Consider the following 20,394-nt stretch of genomic DNA (forward strand, 5'->3'; position numbering starts at 1 on the left):
TCATGGAGCCCGTGTCCGAGGTGAGCGGCGGGTACGTGCAGTCGCTGGCGCGTGGGCTCCTGGTGATCCGCGCGTTCAACGAGGCCAACCCGGAGATGACGCTGTCCGAGGTCGCCCGCGCGACCGACATGTCGCGCGCGGCGGCCCGCCGGTTCCTGCACACCCTGGTGCACCTCGGCTACGTGTGGACCGACGGCCGGGTCTTCGCGCTGACCCCGCGCGTGCTGGAGCTCGGCTTCGCCTACCTGTCCAGCCTGTCGCTGCCGGAGATCGCCCAGCCCTACCTGGAGCGGCTGGTGGCGGAGGTGCACGAGTCGGCGTCGGTGTCGGTGCTGGACGGCCCGGACATCGTCTACATCGCCCGCGTGCCCACCTCTCGCATCATGACGGTGTCGATCAACATCGGCACCCGCTTCCCCGCCTACGCCACCTCCATGGGCCGCGTCATCCTCGCGGACCTCGACGAAGCCGCACTGGAGGGCTATCTGTCCGAGGTGGACCTGGCGCCGCTGGGCCCGCACACCATGACGTCCCCGGTTGAGTTCAAGGCGGAGCTCGGCAGCATCCGCGCGCAGGGCTGGGCCCTGGTGGACCAGGAACTCGAGGCGGGCCTGCGCTCGATCGCCGCCCCGATCCGCGACCGGTCGAACCGGGTGGTGGCGGCGGTGAACATCTCCTCGCACGTTTCGCGCACCAGCCCCGAAGACGCGCGCCGGAAGCTGCTGCCGCCGCTGCTGGAGACCGCAGCCCGCATCGGAGCCGATCTCGCCGTAGCCCCCGGCCCGCGTCGCGTCCCGCTGAGTTCGCCGATCCGGTGCTAGGGGGAGCCACCGCTGTCGAGCAGGCCGTTGTGGTAGAAGCCGCAGATATGTGGCGGCCATGTGCTTTCCTGCCGCGGTGGCATCCCCGGCTTCGAGCGCCTACTGGCTGGATCTGGCACGGTTTCCCTGACCCGGGCGTTGGTCAAGCAGGGTGCGTGAATCCTTATGTCGATCATGGATTGGTGTGCCCCGTCATGTCCCGCATGCATGCCACCCCGGTGTCGGGTCACCCCAGCACAGCGGCGCGTGTTGAAGCGACGCGCCGCTGGCCATAAGACCCCGTACCGGGACAAGATCCGCGCCGAGATCGTGTTGCTGGCTGGGCGCGGTTACGCCAACAGTCGTATCGCGGCCCACGTGGGTGTCACGGTGGACACGGTGCGCAGGTGGCGGGACCGTTTCGCTGCCGCCGGCGTGGACGGGCTGGCCGACCCAAACGCCGCGGCCGGCCGCGGCGCTTCACCGCGGTGGCCGTCGCCGAGGTGAAGGCGCTGGCCTGTCAGCTACCGGCCGAGACCGGGGTACCGCTGTCGCTATGGTCGTGCCCGGAACTCGCTCGTGAAGCGGTCACCCGCGGCATCGTCGAATCGGTCTCGGCCTCGACGGTGGCCCGCTGGCTGGCCGCCGATGCGCTCAAACCCTGGCAATACCTCCAGAGCATCAGCCGCGGACTACCGGCTCGAGTTTCAAGTGAGGGAAGCGGACCTCGCCGCGCTCGTAGTACACCGGGATGACCCAGTCCTCAAGCGGTAGCTCGCCCTTCGGGCTGGGTCGTTTGGGATGCTGCGCCATCCGCCCGCGTCCTGCGCGCACCGCGTCAGCCACCGAGTCGCCTGCGAATAGCCGGTCGTAGAACGCGGCCATAAACTCGGCTGCGGCTACTGGATACACGCTGTAGGCCATCGCTACTACCGCTGAGACGCCGCTGGTCAATAGACGGGTGGCCATGGCAGCCTCCAATTGCTTGCCCACTGTCCGCCGCCGCTGAGTGCGCCGATGTAGGCCGGTGTTTCCGTCGGGGAGTGTGCCGATGGGGATTCGGCCGGTGGGTGGGGGTTGATCGTGTTCGTCGGCGCCGTCACCGTGACGAGGTTGGGAGTAGGCGACGGCCCTCCCGTTGTCTCTTGGGAGGAGCCTCGGGAGGGCCGTGCGATAGCGCACGGAGGCGCTGTGGTCACGGTAGAGGCTGACGTGGATGGGGTCGAGCGCAGGTTGGTCGCGGGTGAGCTGACGTGCCCGTTGTGTTCGGGAGTGCTCACGGGATGGGGGCATGCGCGGCAGCGGACGCTGCGGGGCCGGGCGGGGCCGGTGCTGCTGTGGCCGCGCCGTGCACGGTGCACCCGTTGTGGGGCGACGCATGTGTTGTTGCCGGTGGTGGCGCTGCTGCGGCGGGCGGATGCGGTGGCTGTGATTTGGCAGGCGCTGGTGGCCAAGGCTGCCGGTGTTGGTTTCCGGCGGATCGCCGCTGGTTTGGGTCCTCCGGCGGAGACGGTGCGGGGCTGGCTGCGCCGGTTCGCCGGCCGCGCCGAGCCGGTCCGGGCGGTGTTTACCCGGTGGCTGCGGGCGCTTGAGGTGGATCCGGTGTTGCCTGGGCCGGCTGGGGGTGTGTGGGCGGACGCGGTCACGGCGATCCTGGCCGCTGCGCGGGCCGCGGCGGGCCGGTTCGTGCTCGGCACGGTGGCGCCGTGGGAGTTGGTGGTCGCGGTCTCGGGGGGCCGGTTATTGGCGCCGGGATGGCCGGCGGAGTGGATCAACACGAGTTGCCCCTGACGCACTGGTGATCACTTCCTGTTGGGTGCATTTCTGTCCTGTGTGGAACAGGCACACCCATGGAGGTGGTGGGAGATGGTTGTCGGAGACGACGAACAAGCGGCGCGGGCCGAGCGGGCCCGCAAGATCGGGCTGTTTCGGTATCAGCTGATCCGGGAGGCGGCGGATCCCGAGCTGTCGACGAAGGCGCGGGGCAAGATGGTGCGCGCGATCGCCGCGGTCGAGCACGTCGACCCGTTCGGCAAACGGGTGCGTTATTCCCGGGACACCTTGGATCGGTGGATCAGGGCCTGGCGGCGGGGCGGGTTCGATGCGCTGGTGCCGGCCCCGCGGCAGTCGAGCCCACGCACCCCGGCCGAGATCATCGAGTTGGCGCTGGCGCTGAAGAAGGAGAACCCTGACCGCACCGGTGCGCAGGTCCACCGGATCCTGCGCACCCAGCTCGGGTGGGCGCCGGGTGAGCGCACCGTGCAACGTTTGTTCGCCGAGCACGGGCTGCGCACCCACGGCAGCGGCGGCCCGGCGGTGTTCGGCCGGTTCGAAGCGGCCCGCCCGAACGAGTTGTGGACCGGCGACGCCCTCCACGGACCGAAGGTGGGAGGCCGGAAAACTTACCTTTTCGCTTTCCTTGACGACCATTCACGTCTGATCACCGGGCACCGGTTCGGCTATGCCGAGGACACCGTGCGACTGGCCGCGGCGCTGCGTCCCGCGCTGGGAGCCCGCGGCGTTCCTGATCGAATCTACGTGGACAACGGATCATCCTTTGTGGACTCCTGGCTGCTGCGGGGCTGCGCTGTCCTGGGCATCAAGCTGACCCACTCCACCCCGGGTCGACCCGAGGGCCGCGGGAAAATTGAGCGCTTCTTCAAGACCGTGCGAGACCAGTTCCTCGTCGAGATCACCGGCGACGACGAGCCGGGACGTCACCAGGTCGCCGACCTGCTTGAGGTGAACCGGCTGTTCACCGCCTGGGTCGAGACGGTCTATCACCGGCGGGTGCATTCCGAGACCGGACAAGCTCCACTCCAGCGGTGGATGACCGGCGGGCCGATCGCGCTGCCCACCCCGGAGGCGCTGGCCGAGGCGTTCCGCTGGGAAGCCCGCCGCACGGTGCGCAAGACCGCGACCGTGTCCCTGCACGGCAACGTCTATGAAGTGGAACCGGCCCTGGTCGGCCGCGCCGTCGAGCTGGTTTTCGACCCATTCGATCTCACCCGCCTCGAGGTCCGTCACCGCGGCCAGAGCTGGGGCCTGGCGATCCCGCACCACATCCGCCGGCACGCCCACCCCAAGGCCCGGCCGGAGATCCCGCCCGAGCCGCCGAAACCGACCGGGATCGACTACACCCGCCTTGTCGACGCCACTCACCAGGCCGACCTCGCCGGCGGCATCAACTACACGGCGCTGACCGGCATCCACACCGGGATTCCCGGACAACTCGACCTGCTCACCGGCACCGAAACCTCCCCGGCCCCGCCGAGACCGCCCATCGACGACGAGCACGCGGAGGCCCACGGCGATTGACAAGCTCAACCAGTACTGGGGCCTGACCAAGGCACCGTTCGGCCGGGACCTCGCCCCCAGCATGCTGCACCGGCACGCCTCCCACAGCGAGGCCGTCGCCCGCATCAGCTGGTGCATCGCCGAACGCCGGATCGGCGTGATCACCGGCGAAGTCGGCGCCGGGAAGACCGTCGCCATCCGCGCCGCACTATCCACCTTGGACACAAGCCGGCATATCGTGATCTACCTGCCCAATCCGACAGTCGGAGTGCGCGGGATCCACCACCAGATCGTCGCCGCCCTGGGCGGACAACCCCTGGTACACCACGCCACCCTCGTCCCCCAGGCCGCCGACGCCCTCGCTATCGAGCACGCCGAACGCGGACGGGTCCCGATCCTGATCCTGGAGGAGGCCCACCTGCTCTCCCCGGACCAACTGGAATCGCCGCGCATGCTCACCAACCACGAACTCGACGCCTCCAGCCCGTTCGCGCTGCTGCTGGTCGGGCAGCCCACCCTGCGACGGCGCATGAAACTCGGGGCACTGGCCGCGCTCGATCAGCGCATCGGCCTGCGCTACGCCATGCCGCCCATGACAGCAGAGCAACCGGCGGCTACCTGCGCCACCACCTCCAGCTGGTCGGACGCTCCGACACCATCTACAGCGACGACGCCACCGCCTTGATCCACCAAACCAGCAGGGGCTACCCACGCGCGGTGAACAACCTCGCCATCCAAGCCCTCATCGCCGCATTCCTCGCCAACAAGACCATCGTCGACGAATCCTCCACCCGCACCGCCATCGCCGAGGTAACCGCCGAATAACCACCCCGCCACCATGACGACCACGACGACACCGTGAAGATCCCAGCCCCATCGGCACCCGCCGACGGGGCATCTTCATCCCCTCGTCATCAGCACCGTCAACGGCGCGGTCATCGGCACACATCTCGGCGGCGAACAGCCCACCGCACCGGACTGGCAGGCGTTAAGCACCACCATCGGAACCTGCGCTTTGGCTAGCAGTTGGGCCACCCGATCGGCCGGGACGGCATCGCCGCCATCGAGGGGCCCCTCGGACACAAAAACTGGTGAGATTTCCCCAGCGCGAAGAGTGCTTGAACACCGTGTCGCGACGGCGCTCCAGCTGTCGCGGCTTTCTGCGTCCGCAGCCGCTTTTTTCCGGGTTTTCGCGGGTCACCGGGGCGGTGGCCATGCGTGAGCGGATCATCACGGGGCTGGTGCCGCCCGCGATCACGGACCGCGGCTCTCCAACGGATGCGGGGCGCGGCGAGGGCCACGGTCTGCCTCTGCCGGTCATCGCCCGGCACCGCGAGCTGCCGGTGACCTACGGGATGGCCCGGGTGGATCCTTCCGGCCGGGTCTCGGCCACGCCGGTCCTGCACACGCTGGAGTGGCAGCCGGCCCAGCTGCTGACCATCCGGGTCACCGCAGGAGCGATCGTCCTGCAACCAGACCAGAGCGGGATCCACCGGCTGCCCAGCACACCACAGATCATGATCCCGGCCACAGCCCGCGCCTGCTGCGGCATCCGCACAGGCGATTCGGTCCTGCTGGTCGCCGACCCACGGCGGGACATGCTGCTGGTCGACCCACTGCCCGCCGTAGACGAGGCCCTCGCGCAGCGGCACGCCACGGTGCGGGGCGGCGAGCCGGCATGACCGAGAACAAGATCACATCCGGAGCCAGCCCAGAGGAAATCGAAGCGGCCCGGGTACTACTCGCCCGCCTCGGCGTCTCCCCGGACGACCTCGTCAACACCCCATCCACGCGACCACCCGCTCCGACCTTCACCGAGTACATCCCCCAGGTCTCCGACGCCGTCAGCACCGGAACCCGGCGCGTGTACGGCACCTACTGGAAACGCGTAGCGACCGAATGGGGCGACAGGCGACTGGACAAACCGACACCGCTGGAGATCAAGCAGCTCGCCGAGAAGATCCGCAGCCAGGTGGTCGTCCGCCGCAACGCCCGCGGCGGACGCGGCGCCGCGGAGCACCTCATCGCAGCCTTGCGCTGCCTCTACAACCATGCCGTCGACGACGGTGTGATCAGCGAGGCCGACAACCCCGCGAAGAAAGTGCCCAAACCACGCCGCCTGCCCAGCACACGCCGCGGCCTGCCGGACTCCCGGCTGGAAGAGATCAACCACGTCGCCGCCACCACCGGCAACGACCCCGTACTGGACACCCTCATCCTCCGGCTGCACACCGAAACAGCCTGCCGCCGGGGAGGAGCACTCGCCCTCACACCCCGAGATCTGGACCCCGACCAATGCCTGATCCTGCTCCACGAAAAAGGCGGCACCGTCCGCTGGCAGCCCGTCTCCCCCACCCTCATGACCCACCTCCGCGACCACGCCGAACAACGCGGCGCAGCCGCATCAGGCGGACAACTCCTCCGCTACACCAACGGAGACCCCATCACCACCCGACGCTACGATCACCTCTTTACCCGACTCGGCAACCATCTCCCCTGGGTCGCCACCCAGCAGATCAGCATCCACTGGCTTCGCCACACCACACTGACCTGGGTCGAACGTAACTTCGGCTACGCCGTGGCCCGGGCCTTCGCCGGCCACACCAACAACAACGGCGACTCCGGAACCACCACCACCTACACCCGAGCCAGCATCCACGAAATCGCCAGCGCACTCGCCGCACTCACCGGAGAACCCCACCCACTAACAACCTAAAACCCGAACACCCGACAGCCACCCAACGCGAGAGGCCCGGCACCCATCCGGGCCTCTCGCGCCGATGCTTGCGGTGGGCAAAACGACCATGACCCCCGATCGTTACCACGGTGCGCCTGCCGGAAATCTCGTCCGCCCAGGTCATCGGGCTTGCAGTCTCCCGCCGGTTGCCCTAGCGGCATGATGATCGGTCGTGTTGCTGCGTTTCGCCTACCTTGCTGCCACCAACGCCTTCGCCGCGCTTCGCTTACTCCCGATGAGCGACCGCGCCAAAGATGCGGAGATCTTGGCGCTGCGCCACCAGATCACTGTCCTCGAACGACAACTCGGCAGGAACTCATCCGACCTGACACCGTCCTTCGCTGGCATCGCGACTTGATGAAACAGCGGCACGCGAAAACCTGCCGACCCAAGCAGCCAGGGCGCCCACCCACCGTACGTTCCATCCGCTCTCTCGTCCTTCGCTTGGAACGCGAGAAACCCAGCTGGGTCTACCGACGAGTGCACGGCGAGCTTGCCACTCTCGGCGTCCAGATTGCCGCGTCCACTGTCTGGGAGATCCTGAAGGTCGAAGGCATCGACACTGCCCAGGCCGGGCTTCCACTACGTGGGCCGAGTTTCTGCGTTCCCAAGCCAATGCACTACTGGCCTGCGATTTCATCGAGACCATGACCGTGACCGGCCAACGCCAGGACATCCTCACGGTCATCGAGCACGCCAGCCGCCGCGCACGGATCCTCGGCACCACAGCACAACCCACCGCCGGCTGGGTGACCAAGCTGCGAAGAACCTCGTGATGGACCTGGAAGACGCCGGCGCCCACGCCAAATACATGATTCGGGACCGCGACGCGAAGTTTCCCAAGCTCTTCGACCAGATTCTCGCCGACGCCGGCATGCAAATCGTCCTCAGCGGCATCCGGATCAGGATGAATTCGATCATAGAGAGGTGGGTACAGACACTTCGCCGTGAACTCCTCGACCGGACTTTCATCTGGAACGAGCGCCATCTCCACCACGCGCTCCACGAGTTTGAACAGCACCGCAATGCGCACCGGCCCCACCAGGCCATGAACCGGGCAGCACCGCTACGCGCCGCCCCTCAACGGATCACCGACTCCGATCGGATAGCCGACCTCAACATACGCCCACACGACCGCCTGGCACGAATCATCCAAGAGTTATCAACATGCTGCTTGACCTGCACGGATGAGGTTTTCGGCAGGCGCAATGTCCAAGCTCCGAAGTCAAGGGGTCGATGAGCGGCGTGCTTGACTCCGAAGAACGAACCATGATCACGAAAAGAGGGTCTTCACAGGCTCTGACCTGCGAAGACCCTCTTCACCGTCGGGCTGACAGGATTTGAACCTGCGACCCCTTGACCCCCAGTCAAGTCCACAAGAGACAGTGACCAGCGAAAACCGAGAAACCGCAGGACAAACCGGCGCAGCCCGCTGCAGTTCAGCGCAGTACAACGCAGCCCAAGCCAACACAATCCTCCCATTTTCCTCCCATCGCCAGCGTCAAAACGGATCATCTGAAGACGACTCGGGGCGGATCCCATCCCCTTGGCAAGAGCTGACCTTCACGCCTAACCATGCTGGGCATCGGGGCGCATACTCCACGCTAACTTGACCAGCAAAACTGTGATGAGCAATGACAATTGCGCGAGACCGCTCACTCGATCCAGCCGAAGGCTTCGTCACGGCCTTCTGCCATTCGTGGTACTGCTTTATACGGAGTTCCTCAGGCATCTTCGGGTCCCACTGCTTGTTCTTCGCCCAGTTCGAGCGGATGTCCTCCTCGCTGGTCCAGAAGCCGACCGCCAGGCCCGTCGCGTAAGCGGCGCCCAGCACCGTCGGTTCCGCCACCACCGGGCGAATCACCAGGACCCCGAGGATGTCAGCCTGGGACTGCATCAGCAGCTCGTTGACCACCATGCCGCCGTCGACCTTCCGCGACTTCAGCGGCACACCCGAGTCCGCGTTCATCGCCTCGATCACCTCGCGGGTCTGGAACGCCGTGGCCTCCAGGACCGCCCGGGCCAGGTGGCCGCGGTAGACTGCGGGCGAGGCCGACGATCGCGCCGCGGGCGTCGGAACGCCAGTGCGGGGCGAACAGACCCGAGAATGCGGGCACGAAGTAGGCGCCGCCGTTGTCGTCGACGATAACCGCGCGGCGCGCCGTTCCGCCGATGCCGGACAGTCGAGTGGAGGCTTTCAGGCCGGATGAGGTCGAGGCTATCCTCCGGTAGCAAGCCTTGGCAGCGCTGGCTCAAGTCGACGGCTGCACGCTGCTCGTCGCGGGCGATTATCCAGTTGTACGAGCGCCGATGCCGCCCGCACCTACACGCCCGAAGGCGCCGGGATCGTCCTGCTTCACGTCAGCGCCGCTGACATCCCGAGCGCGGCACACGGCGCCTACGCCAGCCTCCTCGGCCGCGCCCATCCCGAGCGCGATCCCAGCACACGGCTCGAAGACCAGGCCACCGCCTCCGCTGAGGCGCTCCTCCGGGCCGCTGCGGACCGACTGGGGCGTCCCTGCAACCGCGTGCACCGCGTCGGACGTGTCGAACGGGAGCTCGTCGCCGCCACCGAGTGCGCCGACCTGCTCGTCCTCGCCCGCGATGGCGACCGCACCCACCTCGGGCCGAAAAGCCTCGGGTTCGCCAGTCGCTTCGCAGTCGGCACGCCTAACACCCCAGGAGAGCGTCAAAGTCGGTGATCTTGGTGTGAAGTCTGGTGTGTACGTGGTCGATGCCTAGTCCGAACATGGGTGATGGCCTCCGCCTGGGATGATCAAGGTTCCTACGCCACGATCGTCACCAGGAAGAAGGCCACCGTTGTCAGTGTCGCACGTCTCGTGTTCGTCGCCCGTGTTAGCCGTTGCTGAGCGGCAGGATCCGCTGCTGGAGGCCGGTTTGTCCGCGGTTGGGTTGCTGGTTGAGCTGCTTGCTGGTGTGCCTGATCCGCGTGATCCGCGGGGTGTTCGGCACACGATTGGTGCGGTGCTGTCGGTGATGGTGTTCGCGGTGTTGGCCGGTGCCCGCAACTTTCGGGAGATCGCTGATCAGGCAGTGGATCTGCCAGTGGTGTTGTTGGCGGCCGCCGGGTGCCGCCTGCATCCGGTGACCGGTCGGTATGTAGTGCCCAGCGAGCCGACGATGCGTCGGCTGGCCCACGATATCGACGCCGACGCCGCCGATGCACGGGTATGTCAATGGATGCGGGAGCAGGCTATGGCGGCAGCGTTTGCCCGTCGGGCGGACGGCTCCAGCGGCTCCGGTGAGGGCGCTGATGCGGGGGTGGTTGCGGTGGCCATGGACGGCAAGGTCGTGCGGAACACCATCGCTCCTAGCCGTGCCGAGGGTAGCGAGATCAAGCTGTTCTCCGCGTTGCTGCACGAGGAGGCGGTCGTGATCGCACAGCGGCGTATCCCCCATGACACCAACGAGATCACGCAAGTGGCCGCGCTGCTCAAAGACGTTGACCTGACCAATGTGGTGGTCACCGGGGATGCCGCGCATGCCCAGCACGCCACCGCGGCCCACATCGTCTGTGAGCGAGGTGGTGCCTACGCCCTCACCGTGAAAGGCAACCAGCCCGCGCTGCTCGCGGCGATCACCACCGTTTTGCCACCCGCCAAGCCGGGCAGCGAGCACCACGTCGAGATCGACCGCAGCAACGGCAAGATCGTCCGGCGCGCGATCTGGGCCGCTCCCGCCGACGGGATCGAGTTTCCTGGTGCGGCACAAGTGTTTCGGATCCGTCGCGACACCTTCGACCACGCCGGCAACCGGCTATCCAAGGAGGTCGTGCACGGCGTCACCAGCCTGTCGGCCGACCTGGCCACCCCCGCCCAGATCGCCGCCCTGGTCCGTCGACACTGGAGCGTGGAGAACAAATCGCACTGGGTCCGCGACACCGTCTACCACGAGGACCACCAACACGCCTACGCAGGCACTGGCGCACAGGTCATGGCCACCCTCCGCAACCTCGCACTCGGCATACTCCGCCTGGCCGGCATCACCCAAATCACCCGCACCCTACAACGCATCGCCGCCGACAGAACCCGAATCCTCCCCATCATCACCACCGCTACCAGCACAAACCGACTTTGACGTTCTCCTGGCCCCGATCCAAGTCCGATCCGACGATCGCTACCGACGCGTAGCCCGCAGGCTGGAGGGCCTAGTCAGGGACATCGGCGAAAACCATCCGCGAAAGCTAGCATTCTAGACGAAGAGGGGTCAGCCTACCAATGACACTAGCGCGGAGCAGCCAGGACTGGATCGCGGGTATAGCGAGCGAAGGCGTGGTTACCATTGGCGATCCTCGGCTCAAAGCACCTACGGCCGAGGTCTCAAGCCTGGATGCAGTTAGTCCTTTGCTCGAAACGATGGTCGCACGCTTGCGTGACCTAAATGGGGCGGGGCTCGCAGCAGGGCCCCGGCGTTGTTCCTTTATCTCCACTTTAGTTGTGGTTTGCCGGCCAAGGTGTCGGCGTGGTCGCAGATCGCGGCGTGCATGAGTGCCGTTGCCGCGCCCGGCGAGCGCCCCCGCCGCGCTGTTGATCATGAGGTTGGCGGCAAGTTTGATCTCCAGAACTGCCGCCAACCTCATGATCAAGGTCGAGTGGGCGCCAGATGCCGCAGGTTGAGATGGAATTGGGTGGGAGTTGGGTAGGCGAAAATGGACCCTAACACCATCAAAGCGCACATAAGCAAACAACGCCGGGACCCTGTGCAGATCTCTGCTCGCCGAGTACAGTCATTGCGGTTGGCCGACACATTCATGTGAATGGGGGCATTCTGCCATGGCATTGTCCGACCAGCTCTGGTTGATCACGGTTGCTTCGTTTGACGACAACCCTCGACGTGAATTCACCACCGGCTGTGGCCCCAGCCCTGCGATCAGTTGGCTGGAACCGTCGCCGCAGTTCACGCCCGGACGCGAAGCGGTTGACGCGATCGGGCGGCAGCCGGGTCGTCGGCCGTTGGTCGACCTCGCCCGGCGGGCGGAGCCGGCGGCGACTACTGGCGGGACGGCCTGAGCCGTGGACCGGGTTACGTCGCAGGACGGGACGTCCATCGCCTACGAACGAAGCGGCAGCGGACCTGGCCTCGTGCTCGTGTCCGGCGCGTTGGGCGACGGTACCGAGCACGTCCGCCTCGCCGCTGAGCTGAGCCGCCGGTTCACGGTGCTCAACTACGCGCGCCGCGGACGGGGCGACAGTGGTGACATCCTCCCGTACGCCGTCGAGCGGGAGTTCGAGGATCTGGCGGCGCTGATCCAGACCCTCGACGAACCGCGGTACCTCTATGGCAAGTGTTCGGGTGGCGCGCTCACGCTCGAGGCGGTAGCCGCCGGACTGACCGGCATCGAGAAGATCGCAGTGTACGACGTGCCGTACAACATGTCCGCGGAGTGGTCACGGCGGCGGCGAGATTACGCCGACGCGCTGCAGACCACACTCGCGGCCGGCGAGCGCGGCGCTGCACTCGAACTGTTCTTCCGCATGGTCGCCAAGTCCGACGAGGGCGTCGTCCAAGCCCGATCGGAGCCGTTTTCGAACGACGCGCTGTCGATCGCGCACACCCTCGCCTACGACGCGGCGTGCTTGGGTTCCGGTCAGCCGAACCTGGCGCGGTTGGCAACCATCCGGCAGCCGACGCTGGTCCTGACCGGTACCGCAGGTCGTGCTCCGAACGCCGGCATGTGGGTGACGGGAATGGACAGGGCGGCGGAGGTGATGGTCGCCTCGCTGTCGCTGGGCCGACGCGGCGTTCTCGAGGGCCAGAAGCACTTCCCGGATCCGGCGGTGTTGGCCGCAGCGCTCGCAGAATTCTTTGCCGACTGTTCGGAAAACAACGGTGACCACGTCGGGTGAGGGGCATGCGGCATCGACCCGGGACCCGTGTCAACGGTCCGGGCTGTGGATGTTCGCCGGCTAGCTAGTGTCCTGCGCCCGAAGTTCGTGTACATGTTAAGCGACAAAATTCCGTTGCGGCACAACGGATACAGAGCGGCAAATTATCGAAAAAAATTTACGGCGCGGGACACTAGGTCAGGCGGCGGGTTGCAAGGTGACTGTGTGGCCGAGGACTTCGAGTTGGTGGACCAGGCTTTGGATTTTGCGGTCGGTGTTGACGCGGCGGGTGTAGAAGTCCGGGCCCAGGTCACGGAAACGGATGGTGGGGTCGCTCAGCAGGTGCCAGACGATGACCAGGATGGATCGGGCGACGGCGACCAGGGCTTTGAGTTTCCCTCGGCGTTTGACCAGGCGCCGGTACCGCTCGCCGAGGAACGTGTCGGTTTTCGCAGCCGCGGCGGCGGCCTCTCCGAGGATCCCTGTTCGGAAAGCCCTTGCCGGTCTTCCCGCCGCGCTGTTTGGCCCCGGACTGGATCGTGCGCGGGGACAGTTTTGCCCAGGACACCAGGTGCCCTGCGGTGACGAACTGGGCCATGTCCAGGCCGAGTTCGGCGATGATGACCTGGGCGGCGTGCTCGGCGATGCCGGGTACCTCGTCCAGCCGGGCGATCGCCGACAGGGTGGTGGTGGGCTGCTGCTGGGATCCGTTACTGCCGGTGTCGGTGGGTGCCTGATCGCTTGCCACGGCGGTGGGCATCGCCGCGATCAGTCCATCGATGGTGGTGGTCAGCCGCTGGGTCTGGGTGTCGAGTCCGTCGACCTGGTCGAGCAGGATCCGGGCCAGGTCGGCGTGGTGGTCATCGAAGCGGCCGTCCAGGGCTTGGACCAGGGCGGTGTGTTTGACCCGCATCCGGCCGCGCGCCAGCCCGGCCAGCTGCTTCGGGTCGTTGTTCCCGGAGATCAGCGCTTCGATCATCTCCCGGCCCGACTTGCCGAAGATGTCGGTGGCCACCGTCGACAGTTTGATCAGCGCGTCCTCGAGGAGCTTTTCCATGCGCTGCTTGTGTCGGGTACGTTCGCGGGTCAGGTCCAGCCGCAGCCGGGTGTAGTCACGCAGCCGCCGGATATCGGCTGGGGGCACGAAAGAGGGGCGCAGCATGCCCCGTTCGTTGAGTTTCGCTAACCACACAGCATCCAGTTTGTCTGTTTTCGGTCGGCCGGAGACCTGCTTGACGTCGCTGGCGTTGACCAGCCGCACGCACAGCCCGGCGGCCTCCAACAGGTAGACGGCCGCCAGTAGTCCGACGTGGACTCCAGAACGACCCGCTCGATGCGCTGCTCGACCAGGTGCGCGGCCAACTCGCAGATCGCGTTGGTGGTGGCCGACACGTCCCACACCAGGGTGACCCGCTTACCGGCCTTCGACTCGTGCGGCACCCGGGTGCACACCTTCCCGGATGCCTTGGCCATATCGATCGCGGCGACCCGTTCCAGTCGCTGCTCATGCTCCTCGTCCTCGATCTGCTCGGGGACTCCCATCACCGGCACATGCGCTCCTTCACCGAAGTTGCGGATAGGGGGTGGGCTACCCGGGGGCCTCGGTAGGGGAACCGAAATTCTGTTCGGCGTGCTCGAAGCAACAGTGTGTGACCCTTCTGGTCAAAGCCCCGGCGCCAGGCTGAGACACGGCCTCAACGACCAAGGATGCGTCGGCGTCGGCGGGCAACCCGCCCCCAGTTTTCACGCCATCGTGGCGTCCCAGGGGGTCAGGGTGGCTGAGGTGAAATCGTAGCGGCTCGCGCAGGCGATCCTCGGTACGCGGTTTCTCTCACACCCCGAGCGACGGACATCGACATCAGGGCGTCCCGCAACGACAGCCGGCGCCGTCCGGGGCGGTGCTCACATCCCGTCGCCGTCCCACCGGCCGCGCGAGCGGCTACGAACCGGCAGCGATGAGATGTTGGGTCCTGGGATGGGTGCCGGTTCCTTCCACGGCCGCCCCCGGCCCCATTTGTGCGCGTGGGCATCCACCCGCTGGTCCGGGTGCTCCAGCGTCGAGGGGTCGGCACCCCACTCCACCGCGAGCGGCTCGTGGTCGTGCCCAGGCTCGCCGCCGCGGCCACCCTGTAGCCGCGCGATGTCCAGCGCCTTCGCGATCGCTGTCAGGCTCGGGTCGGTGCCCTGACCGTGCGGCACGTAGTCGTCGTCGTTCGCACCCGTTTCCCACTGGTGCTCCAGGGCCCGGCGCAGGGTCCGCAGGTCCTGGGCGCTGCGGCGGGTGGGCCGGTCGGCCAGGTCGTGCGAGGACTGCGACCACCGCATCCCGTCGCCCTCGCCGTAATTGATCGCCTCGCCGCCCCAGCGGACCCACTCGTTCTGGGTGTACCAGTTGCGCAGTTCCCCGTCGGACCGCAGCAGCCAGGTGGCGCCACCCTCCAGCGAGGTGAAGTGCCCGTGCTTGACCCGGGCGGGTCGGAAGAAGTACGTGCCCAGGTCAAGGGTCCCGAAGTTGTACTCCATCAGTCCCAGCGTCGTGTACGCCTCTTCGTAGCACGGGTGGTGGGTCCAGCCGGTGGTCGGCCCAGCCCTCCTGAGCGTGCACCAGCCGGGTGTAGAAACCGGTGAGCGGGTCGACGTGCAGGTACTTGATGAACAGCCCCGGCATGGGGCCTGGGTTGGGCACCGCGTCCCAGTTCATCGCCTCGCTGTCGACGACGATGACGTCCTCGCACACGTCGTCCCACCGCGGCGCCGCCAACGAGTCGACGTGATCGAACCCGGCGTCGCCGTACTCCCGGTAGTGGAGGATCCGTGAGCCTTCGCAGAAGGTGATCGCGCCGGTGGGGACGCCCTTGGGCCGTAGACGTAGGCGCCCTCGCCCATCTCGCGGCCATCGTAGTTCACGGAGCCGGAGAGCACGTAGTACTCGGTGTTGGCGTGGTAGATACCCGGGCCGCGCCCCAGTCGGTGTGGAAGTCGATGCGTAGCGAGGAGGAGCCGTCCTCCTCGTCAACCGACAGGCGGCGCTCGCTGGCTGGTCCCTCGCCGCCGATCAGTTCCGCGCCGTGCCAGATGTAGTCATCTTCTTGGATCATTCAACATGGGGGCGCACGAGGACCTCCCTCACGAGAGTAAACAACACTCTCTCGGCAAGCGGGAATTCCATTGACTGGAAAGGTATTCCGCTCCACCGCATGACATCTTTCATCATCGGACTCTTTCGGTCAAGGGTTCCCGCAGCTGCGGTCCTGGGGTGCGGTGGTTTCAAGATCATGGCGAGGCGTGGCGCTTGAAGATCGCGATGTGATCGATCCGTTTTCGCCTCAAGGACAACCTGTTTCGCATAGCCGCGCGCGGCTATGCTCGCCCATACGTCAACATCCCTACGGGCAGGACAGGCGGGAATGACATGTGCGGCATCACCGGCTGGGTCTCCTTCGACCAGGACCTGACCAACCACGCCTCTACCCTGCGCGCGATGACGGCCACGATGGCTCTGCGCGGTCCGGACGCCGAGGGCATGTGGTTACGCCCACGCGTCGGCCTCGGCCACCGGCGACTGTCGGTGATCGACCTTGACGGTGGCGCGCAGCCGATGACCAGCCGGGAGACCACCGAGGACGGAACCCCGCTGGTGGCGCTGAGTTACAGCGGCGAGGTGTACAACTACCAGGAGCTGCGTGTCGAGTTGACCAAGCGCGGACACTCGTTCCACACCCGCAGTGACACAGAAGTGGTGCTGCGGTCCTATTTGGAATGGGGTGCGGACGCGATCACCCGGTTCAACGGGATGTTCGCGTTCGCGCTATGGGACTCGCGTTCGGAGGAGCTGCTCCTCGTCCGCGACCGGCTCGGCGTCAAGCCGCTGTTCTTCCACAGGCTCGGTGACGGCGTGCTGTTCGGTTCGGAGCCCAAGGCGATCCTGGCGCACCCGGATGTCCGAGCCGTGGTGACGCTCGACGGTCTGCGGGACGTGCTGTCGTACCTACGGATCCCGGGTCGCACTCCGCTGCGGGACGTTTTCGAGGTCAGGCCGGGGCATTTCGTCCGAGTGCGTCACAGTGAACTGACCGAGCACCGGTACTGGAAGCTGGAGTCCACGGAGCACGGTGAGGACGCGGAGACCAGCGTTGCGTATGTGCGGGACCTGCTCGAGGACATCGTGCGCAGGCAGATGATCGCTGACGTGCCGCTGTGCACGCTGCTGTCCGGCGGGCTGGACTCGAGCGCGTTGACCGCGCTCGCCCAGCGCGGCCAGGACGAGCGGGTGCGGAGCTACTCGGTGGACTTCGTCGGCCAGGAGGAGAACTTCGTGGCCGAGGAGTTCCGGGAGGCTCCGGACGCGCCGTTCGCCAGGGAACTGGTCAAGCACGTCGGCACCGAGCACCGCGAGATCGTGCTCGGCAACGCGCAGCTCGTCGCCCCTGGTGTCCGCGACGCCGTGCTGCGCGCCTGGGACCTGCCGTACGGCTTCGGCGACCTCGACCCATCGCTGTACCTGCTGTTCAAGGCGGTGCGCGCGGAGTCCACAGTGGCCCTGTCCGGCGAGACGGCCGACGAGGTGTTCGGCGGCTACCTGTGGTTCCACGACCCGCGCGCCACCTCGGCGGACACCTTCCCGTGGCACGCTGTCACCGAGCGTCCGGTGGTGGTGCAGTCGACGGCGTTCCTCGACCGGGACCTGGTGACGGCGCTGGATCTGGAGACCTACATCGCCGACGAATACCGCACCGCGCTGGCCGCGGTGCCGACCCTGCCGGGCGAGACCGGCTCCGACGCCCGGATGCGGGCGGCGTCCTACCTGAACATCACCCACTTCCTGCCGCTGATGCTGGACCGGAAAGACCGGATGAGCATGGCTGTGGGCCTGGAGGTCCGGGTGCCGTTCTGCGACCACCGGCTGGTGGAGTACGTGTTCAACGCGCCGTGGTCGCTCAAGACTTACGACGGACGCGAGAAGTCCCTGCTGCGCGGGGCGACAGCGGACCTGCTGCCCACGTCCATCGTGACCCGGCGCAAGGCCCCGTACCCGTCCACACAGGACCTGGGTTACGACCGGTGGATCAAACGGGCCCTCGCCGAGATCGCGGCCGAGCCGTCCACGCCGGGCCTGCTCGACGCGCAGGCCATCCGCGATTTCGTGGCCGCTCCGACCGACAGGGTGTCGACCATGCTGGAGCGAATGTGGTTCACTGAGGTCCCGCTGCGACTCAACAACTGGACGGCGGCGTACGAGGTGAAACCGGCCTGGTAGCCGGGGTGGGGAGGTGCGCGAACATCCCAGGCGTGCACGGCGCACGAACCCGGTGCTGTTCCTCAACCGCCACGGCGACCGGCTGTTCACCAGGACCGTCGCCGGGGCGGTGGCCGATCTGCTGTTCGGCCGCGCCCAGACCGGGCGCGAGCCCTGTCCCAGGACACCTCCGCCGTCCGCTCGCCCTGGTACGCCACCTCGGACAGTCCCTCAGGTGCGGCGGACGGCGCGGGACCGTCTACGGATGATCCGGTCGCGGTGTTGTTCACCTGGCGCAGGCGGCGGGTGCCGGAGTCGTGGCTGCGCCGTCGGACGGCCGCCGCCTCGTGCCGTGTACCTTCCTGGGCGAGCAGCTGCGCTTCTCCCGCGCCGGCCTCGACCGGATCGTGGCCGAAGCCACCCGACCCGCAGCACCCGCCCGGCGCTCAGCGTCCGGCACCGGCACGACGCCTCGTCGCCGGGGCCGGCCCGCCGGTCCGAGCCCGAACCAACTCCCGATGACCCGCACCGGTTCTTTTTCGCCGAGCACGGCTGCGCCACCCAGGACGAGGCGGGCAACCGCGCCGCCGACAAAGCGCCCAGGACATCCTCGTGCTGTTCTCGATGGTTCTCGGAGAAGCCGTGGACGAAGGACCGATCGGGGCGACCCCCGTGCCGGAAGTGGCGCATCAGTTTCGAGGACCGGCCCGAGTGACCCCACGTGGCCACCGATGAGGTGGGCGCGCCGGCCGGGCGGGATGAGCCCAGGATGTCGGGCTGATGACCGTCACGGACGCCTGCACCGGGCTGCACCGGCGGTCCGACTGCCGCCGCCGGTTCTGGCTGCCCACCCTGGCCGGGGACGAGAAGAAAAAAGGGGCTGGTCATCCCTCAACGAGGAGCTGCACTTCCATGACCTGCGTCACATTCTGTCTGCTTAGTTGTCGTGTTGCGATAGCCGTCAGACTGTATACGGCACAAGGGTTTCTGTCTTGCCTGCCCCGGTGTGGTGTTTCTAATAGTACTTTGTCGGATCTTGACTAACGGGCTTCCTCGATAAGTACGGGCGGGGCACGGGAGACGTCGAATGGGCGTTTGCAGGTAGGGCAGGCACCGGTCGTGACGGCGAGCAGCAGTTGCAACTCGCGGAGTACGGCGTACAGGGTCACGCCGGCGCACGGGCTTTTGGGTCCAAGCGCAGCAGGGTACAGAAGGCTTGGGCCAGGCAGACGAGGGTGACGTGACGGTGCCAACCGGTGAAGGTACGGCCCTCGAAGTGGTCCAAGCCCAGGCCGGTCTTGAGTTCGCGGTAGTCGTGTTCCACTCGCCAGCGGATCTTCGCGAGGCGGACCAGATCGACCAGCGGGGTGTCCTCGTCCAGGTTGGACAGCCAGTAGTCGGTGGGCTCGGCGGCACCGTCAGGCCATTCGATCAGCAGCCACCGCGCGGGTAGGGTGCCGTCGTCGCCGCGGGGGATGTCCCGGTTGGCTGGCCGGACCCGGATGGCCAGGAAGTTCGAGGTCATCGCCGCGGTGGGGTTGGTGGTGCTGGTGCGGGTGCCGTGACGCCAGCAGACCTCCACAAAGGAGGGTTGTCCAGCTGCCAGGGCCAGTTCGCGCAGGTTGGCGGGTGCGATGCGGTAGCGCGGCCGTGGCCGGCGGCCCCGGCCGCCGTAGGGCTTCAGCTCCGGCGTGGCGTCGAGGGGGTAAGCGCTGGCGGTGGGCTGGACCGCGACCGCGTACCGGTAGCCGCGTTCCTCCAGCCCCAGCCGGAACTCGGTCGCGTCGCCGTATCCGCTGTCGGCGGTCAGCGGCAGCTTGGGCAGGCCCCACTCGTTGTTCATCTGGTCGAGCATGTCCAGCACCAGCCGCCACTTCTCCCGGTGGCGGACCTGTTCTGGGATGCCCGCACGCTTGCGGCGGGTACGGACCCGCGCGGCCTGGGCGGCGTCGTTGACCGTCGTGTCGTCCCACGACTCGGGGCAGAACAGCCGCCAGTTCGCGGCCAGGGACGCGTGGTCGTCGACCATCTGGACGCTGACCCCGATCTGGCAGTTGGCCTTCTTGCCCAGCGCCCCGCAGTACTGGCGTGCCACGCATGACGAGGCGTCGCCGTCCTTGGGGAATCCGGAGTCGTCGGCCACGTACGCCTGCGGGTCGATCGTCTGGGCCGCCCACCTCGCGAGGTTGGCGCGTACCGGTTCGTGGTCCCAGCTTGAGGAGGTGATGAACTGCTGGAGCTGTTGGTGGTCTACGCCAAGCCGTTCGGCCATGGGTTGCATCGACTTACGTCGCCCGTCGGTCAGCAGTCCCCGTACATACAACTCGCCCTTGGCTGGCTGGTGGTAACCGTTCAACTCCCCGAGCATGGTCGTGGTGAACTCGACCAGCCGGGGACGGACCTGTGCAATCTGTTCTGGTCTCATACATATTGCAACATCTCGGCCATAGCTTTCATGCCCAAGATCCGACGAAGTAC

The 20,394-nt window shown here is 67.0% G+C and carries 21 protein-coding genes, 1 tRNA gene and 2 pseudogenes; 15 read left to right on the plus strand and 9 right to left on the minus strand.

The features are described from left to right. Positions 1–2 precede the first annotated feature (2 nt). The 3 genes from DL519_RS10910 (at position 3) to DL519_RS10920 (ending at position 1,555) form a co-directional block, all read left to right on the plus strand. Positions 3–821: an IclR family transcriptional regulator gene (locus DL519_RS10910; RefSeq protein WP_190814419.1), complete on the plus strand. Its 819-nt coding sequence runs from the start codon at positions 3–5 to the stop codon at positions 819–821. Between the two features lie 246 nt (positions 822–1,067). Then, positions 1,068–1,307 carry a helix-turn-helix domain-containing protein gene (locus DL519_RS10915; RefSeq protein ID WP_190814421.1) on the plus strand — a complete coding sequence of 80 codons (240 nt, stop codon included), beginning with the start codon at positions 1,068–1,070 and terminating at the stop codon, positions 1,305–1,307. Beyond that, a complete protein-coding gene (locus tag DL519_RS10920) occupies positions 1,208–1,555 on the plus strand; it encodes a helix-turn-helix domain-containing protein (protein ID WP_190814423.1) in 348 nt (115 codons plus the stop codon). The genes DL519_RS10915 and DL519_RS10920 overlap by 100 nt, the downstream gene beginning before the upstream one ends. Here DL519_RS10920 and DL519_RS46160 read toward each other — a convergent pair. Next, the gene (locus DL519_RS46160; protein ID WP_223838746.1) at positions 1,482–2,093 is read right to left on the minus strand and encodes a CHAT domain-containing protein; all 612 of its coding nucleotides are present in this window, start codon (positions 2,091–2,093) and stop codon (positions 1,482–1,484) included. The genes DL519_RS10920 and DL519_RS46160 overlap by 74 nt on opposite strands. Between DL519_RS46160 and DL519_RS10930 the strand changes: the two genes are divergently transcribed. From DL519_RS10930 to DL519_RS46175, 9 genes are all read left to right on the plus strand, one after another. Then, a complete protein-coding gene (locus DL519_RS10930; RefSeq protein ID WP_190814427.1) occupies positions 1,992–2,591 on the plus strand; it encodes a hypothetical protein in 600 nt (199 codons plus the stop codon). The two genes, DL519_RS46160 and DL519_RS10930, sit on opposite strands and share 102 nt — an antisense overlap. A 75-nt stretch (positions 2,592–2,666) precedes the next feature. Beyond that, entirely contained in the window at positions 2,667–4,118 is a 1,452-nt protein-coding gene (locus tag DL519_RS10935) for a DDE-type integrase/transposase/recombinase (RefSeq protein ID WP_190814429.1), read from the plus strand. A gap of 61 nt (positions 4,119–4,179) precedes the next feature. Further along, complete coding sequence (locus DL519_RS10940; RefSeq protein WP_223838748.1) at positions 4,180–4,782, plus strand: ExeA family protein; 603 nt, start codon at positions 4,180–4,182, stop codon at positions 4,780–4,782. After that, complete coding sequence (locus DL519_RS46165; RefSeq protein WP_223838750.1) at positions 4,779–4,922, plus strand: hypothetical protein; 144 nt, start codon at positions 4,779–4,781, stop codon at positions 4,920–4,922. Before DL519_RS10940 ends, DL519_RS46165 begins: the two co-directional genes overlap by 4 nt. 389 nt (positions 4,923–5,311) lie before the next feature. Further along, positions 5,312–5,779: an AbrB/MazE/SpoVT family DNA-binding domain-containing protein gene (locus DL519_RS10945; protein WP_190824610.1), complete on the plus strand. Its 468-nt coding sequence runs from the start codon at positions 5,312–5,314 to the stop codon at positions 5,777–5,779. Further along, a complete protein-coding gene (locus DL519_RS10950) occupies positions 5,776–6,813 on the plus strand; it encodes a tyrosine-type recombinase/integrase (RefSeq protein WP_190814431.1) in 1,038 nt (345 codons plus the stop codon). The genes DL519_RS10945 and DL519_RS10950 overlap by 4 nt, the downstream gene beginning before the upstream one ends. 193 nt (positions 6,814–7,006) lie before the next feature. Then, positions 7,007–7,192 (plus strand): hypothetical protein, encoded by a 186-nt coding sequence (locus tag DL519_RS46170; protein ID WP_223838751.1) that lies wholly within the window; start codon positions 7,007–7,009, stop codon positions 7,190–7,192. Positions 7,193–7,481: 289 nt separating this feature from the next. Beyond that, on the plus strand, positions 7,482–7,610 hold the full coding sequence (locus DL519_RS48555) for a hypothetical protein (RefSeq protein WP_263399621.1): 129 nt from the start codon (positions 7,482–7,484) through the stop codon (positions 7,608–7,610). Next, positions 7,610–8,074: a transposase gene (locus tag DL519_RS46175; protein ID WP_223838752.1), complete on the plus strand. Its 465-nt coding sequence runs from the start codon at positions 7,610–7,612 to the stop codon at positions 8,072–8,074. The genes DL519_RS48555 and DL519_RS46175 overlap by 1 nt, the downstream gene beginning before the upstream one ends. Before the next feature lie 85 nt (positions 8,075–8,159). Here DL519_RS46175 and DL519_RS10960 read toward each other — a convergent pair. The 3 genes and pseudogenes from DL519_RS10960 to DL519_RS10970 all read right to left on the minus strand — a co-directional run bounded on the left by DL519_RS10960 (position 8,160) and on the right by DL519_RS10970 (position 9,455). Next, positions 8,160–8,266, minus strand: a tRNA-Pro gene (locus DL519_RS10960). Positions 8,267–8,489: 223 nt separating this feature from the next. After that, a pseudogene (locus DL519_RS10965) lies at positions 8,490–8,981 on the minus strand (FGGY-family carbohydrate kinase); the annotation flags it as partial. A gap of 141 nt (positions 8,982–9,122) precedes the next feature. Then, positions 9,123–9,455 (minus strand): hypothetical protein, encoded by a 333-nt coding sequence (locus tag DL519_RS10970; RefSeq protein ID WP_190814433.1) that lies wholly within the window; start codon positions 9,453–9,455, stop codon positions 9,123–9,125. Between the two features lie 232 nt (positions 9,456–9,687). Between DL519_RS10970 and DL519_RS10975 the strand changes: the two genes are divergently transcribed. Continuing rightward, on the plus strand, positions 9,688–10,932 hold the full coding sequence (locus DL519_RS10975) for an ISAs1 family transposase (protein WP_190814435.1): 1,245 nt from the start codon (positions 9,688–9,690) through the stop codon (positions 10,930–10,932). A gap of 935 nt (positions 10,933–11,867) precedes the next feature. Then, positions 11,868–12,701: an alpha/beta fold hydrolase gene (locus DL519_RS10980; RefSeq protein WP_190814436.1), complete on the plus strand. Its 834-nt coding sequence runs from the start codon at positions 11,868–11,870 to the stop codon at positions 12,699–12,701. 289 nt (positions 12,702–12,990) lie between these two features. Here the strand turns inward: DL519_RS10980 and DL519_RS10985 are convergent, their stop codons facing one another. The 4 genes and pseudogenes from DL519_RS10985 to DL519_RS49850 form a co-directional block, all read right to left on the minus strand. Beyond that, on the minus strand, positions 12,991–13,941 hold the full coding sequence (locus tag DL519_RS10985; RefSeq protein ID WP_263399622.1) for an IS110 family RNA-guided transposase: 951 nt from the start codon (positions 13,939–13,941) through the stop codon (positions 12,991–12,993). Beyond that, positions 13,863–14,231: a hypothetical protein gene (locus DL519_RS46180; RefSeq protein WP_223838754.1), complete on the minus strand. Its 369-nt coding sequence runs from the start codon at positions 14,229–14,231 to the stop codon at positions 13,863–13,865. The genes DL519_RS10985 and DL519_RS46180 overlap by 79 nt, the downstream gene beginning before the upstream one ends. Positions 14,232–14,582: 351 nt before the next feature. Beyond that, the gene (locus DL519_RS48560) at positions 14,583–15,203 is read right to left on the minus strand and encodes a DUF4437 domain-containing protein (RefSeq protein ID WP_190823913.1); all 621 of its coding nucleotides are present in this window, start codon (positions 15,201–15,203) and stop codon (positions 14,583–14,585) included. Continuing rightward, positions 15,178–15,778 (minus strand): annotated as a pseudogene (locus tag DL519_RS49850) (DUF4437 domain-containing protein). The gene DL519_RS48560 and the pseudogene DL519_RS49850 overlap by 26 nt, the downstream one beginning before the upstream one ends. 314 nt (positions 15,779–16,092) lie before the next feature. On the opposite strand from DL519_RS49850, the gene asnB reads away from it, so the two are divergent. Beyond that, positions 16,093–17,937, plus strand: coding sequence for an asparagine synthase (glutamine-hydrolyzing) (gene asnB / locus DL519_RS11005; protein WP_190814440.1), 1,845 nt, complete (start codon positions 16,093–16,095; stop codon positions 17,935–17,937). 1,144 nt (positions 17,938–19,081) lie between these two features. On the opposite strand, the gene DL519_RS11010 is transcribed toward asnB, so the two are convergent. Continuing rightward, positions 19,082–20,341, minus strand: a complete 1,260-nt coding sequence (locus DL519_RS11010) for an IS701 family transposase (protein WP_190814442.1) — start codon at positions 20,339–20,341, stop codon at positions 19,082–19,084. Positions 20,342–20,394 lie beyond the last annotated feature (53 nt).

Origin of the sequence: Saccharopolyspora pogona, from assembly GCF_014697215.1 — a bacterium.
Lineage (GTDB): Bacteria > Actinomycetota > Actinomycetes > Mycobacteriales > Pseudonocardiaceae > Saccharopolyspora > Saccharopolyspora hattusasensis.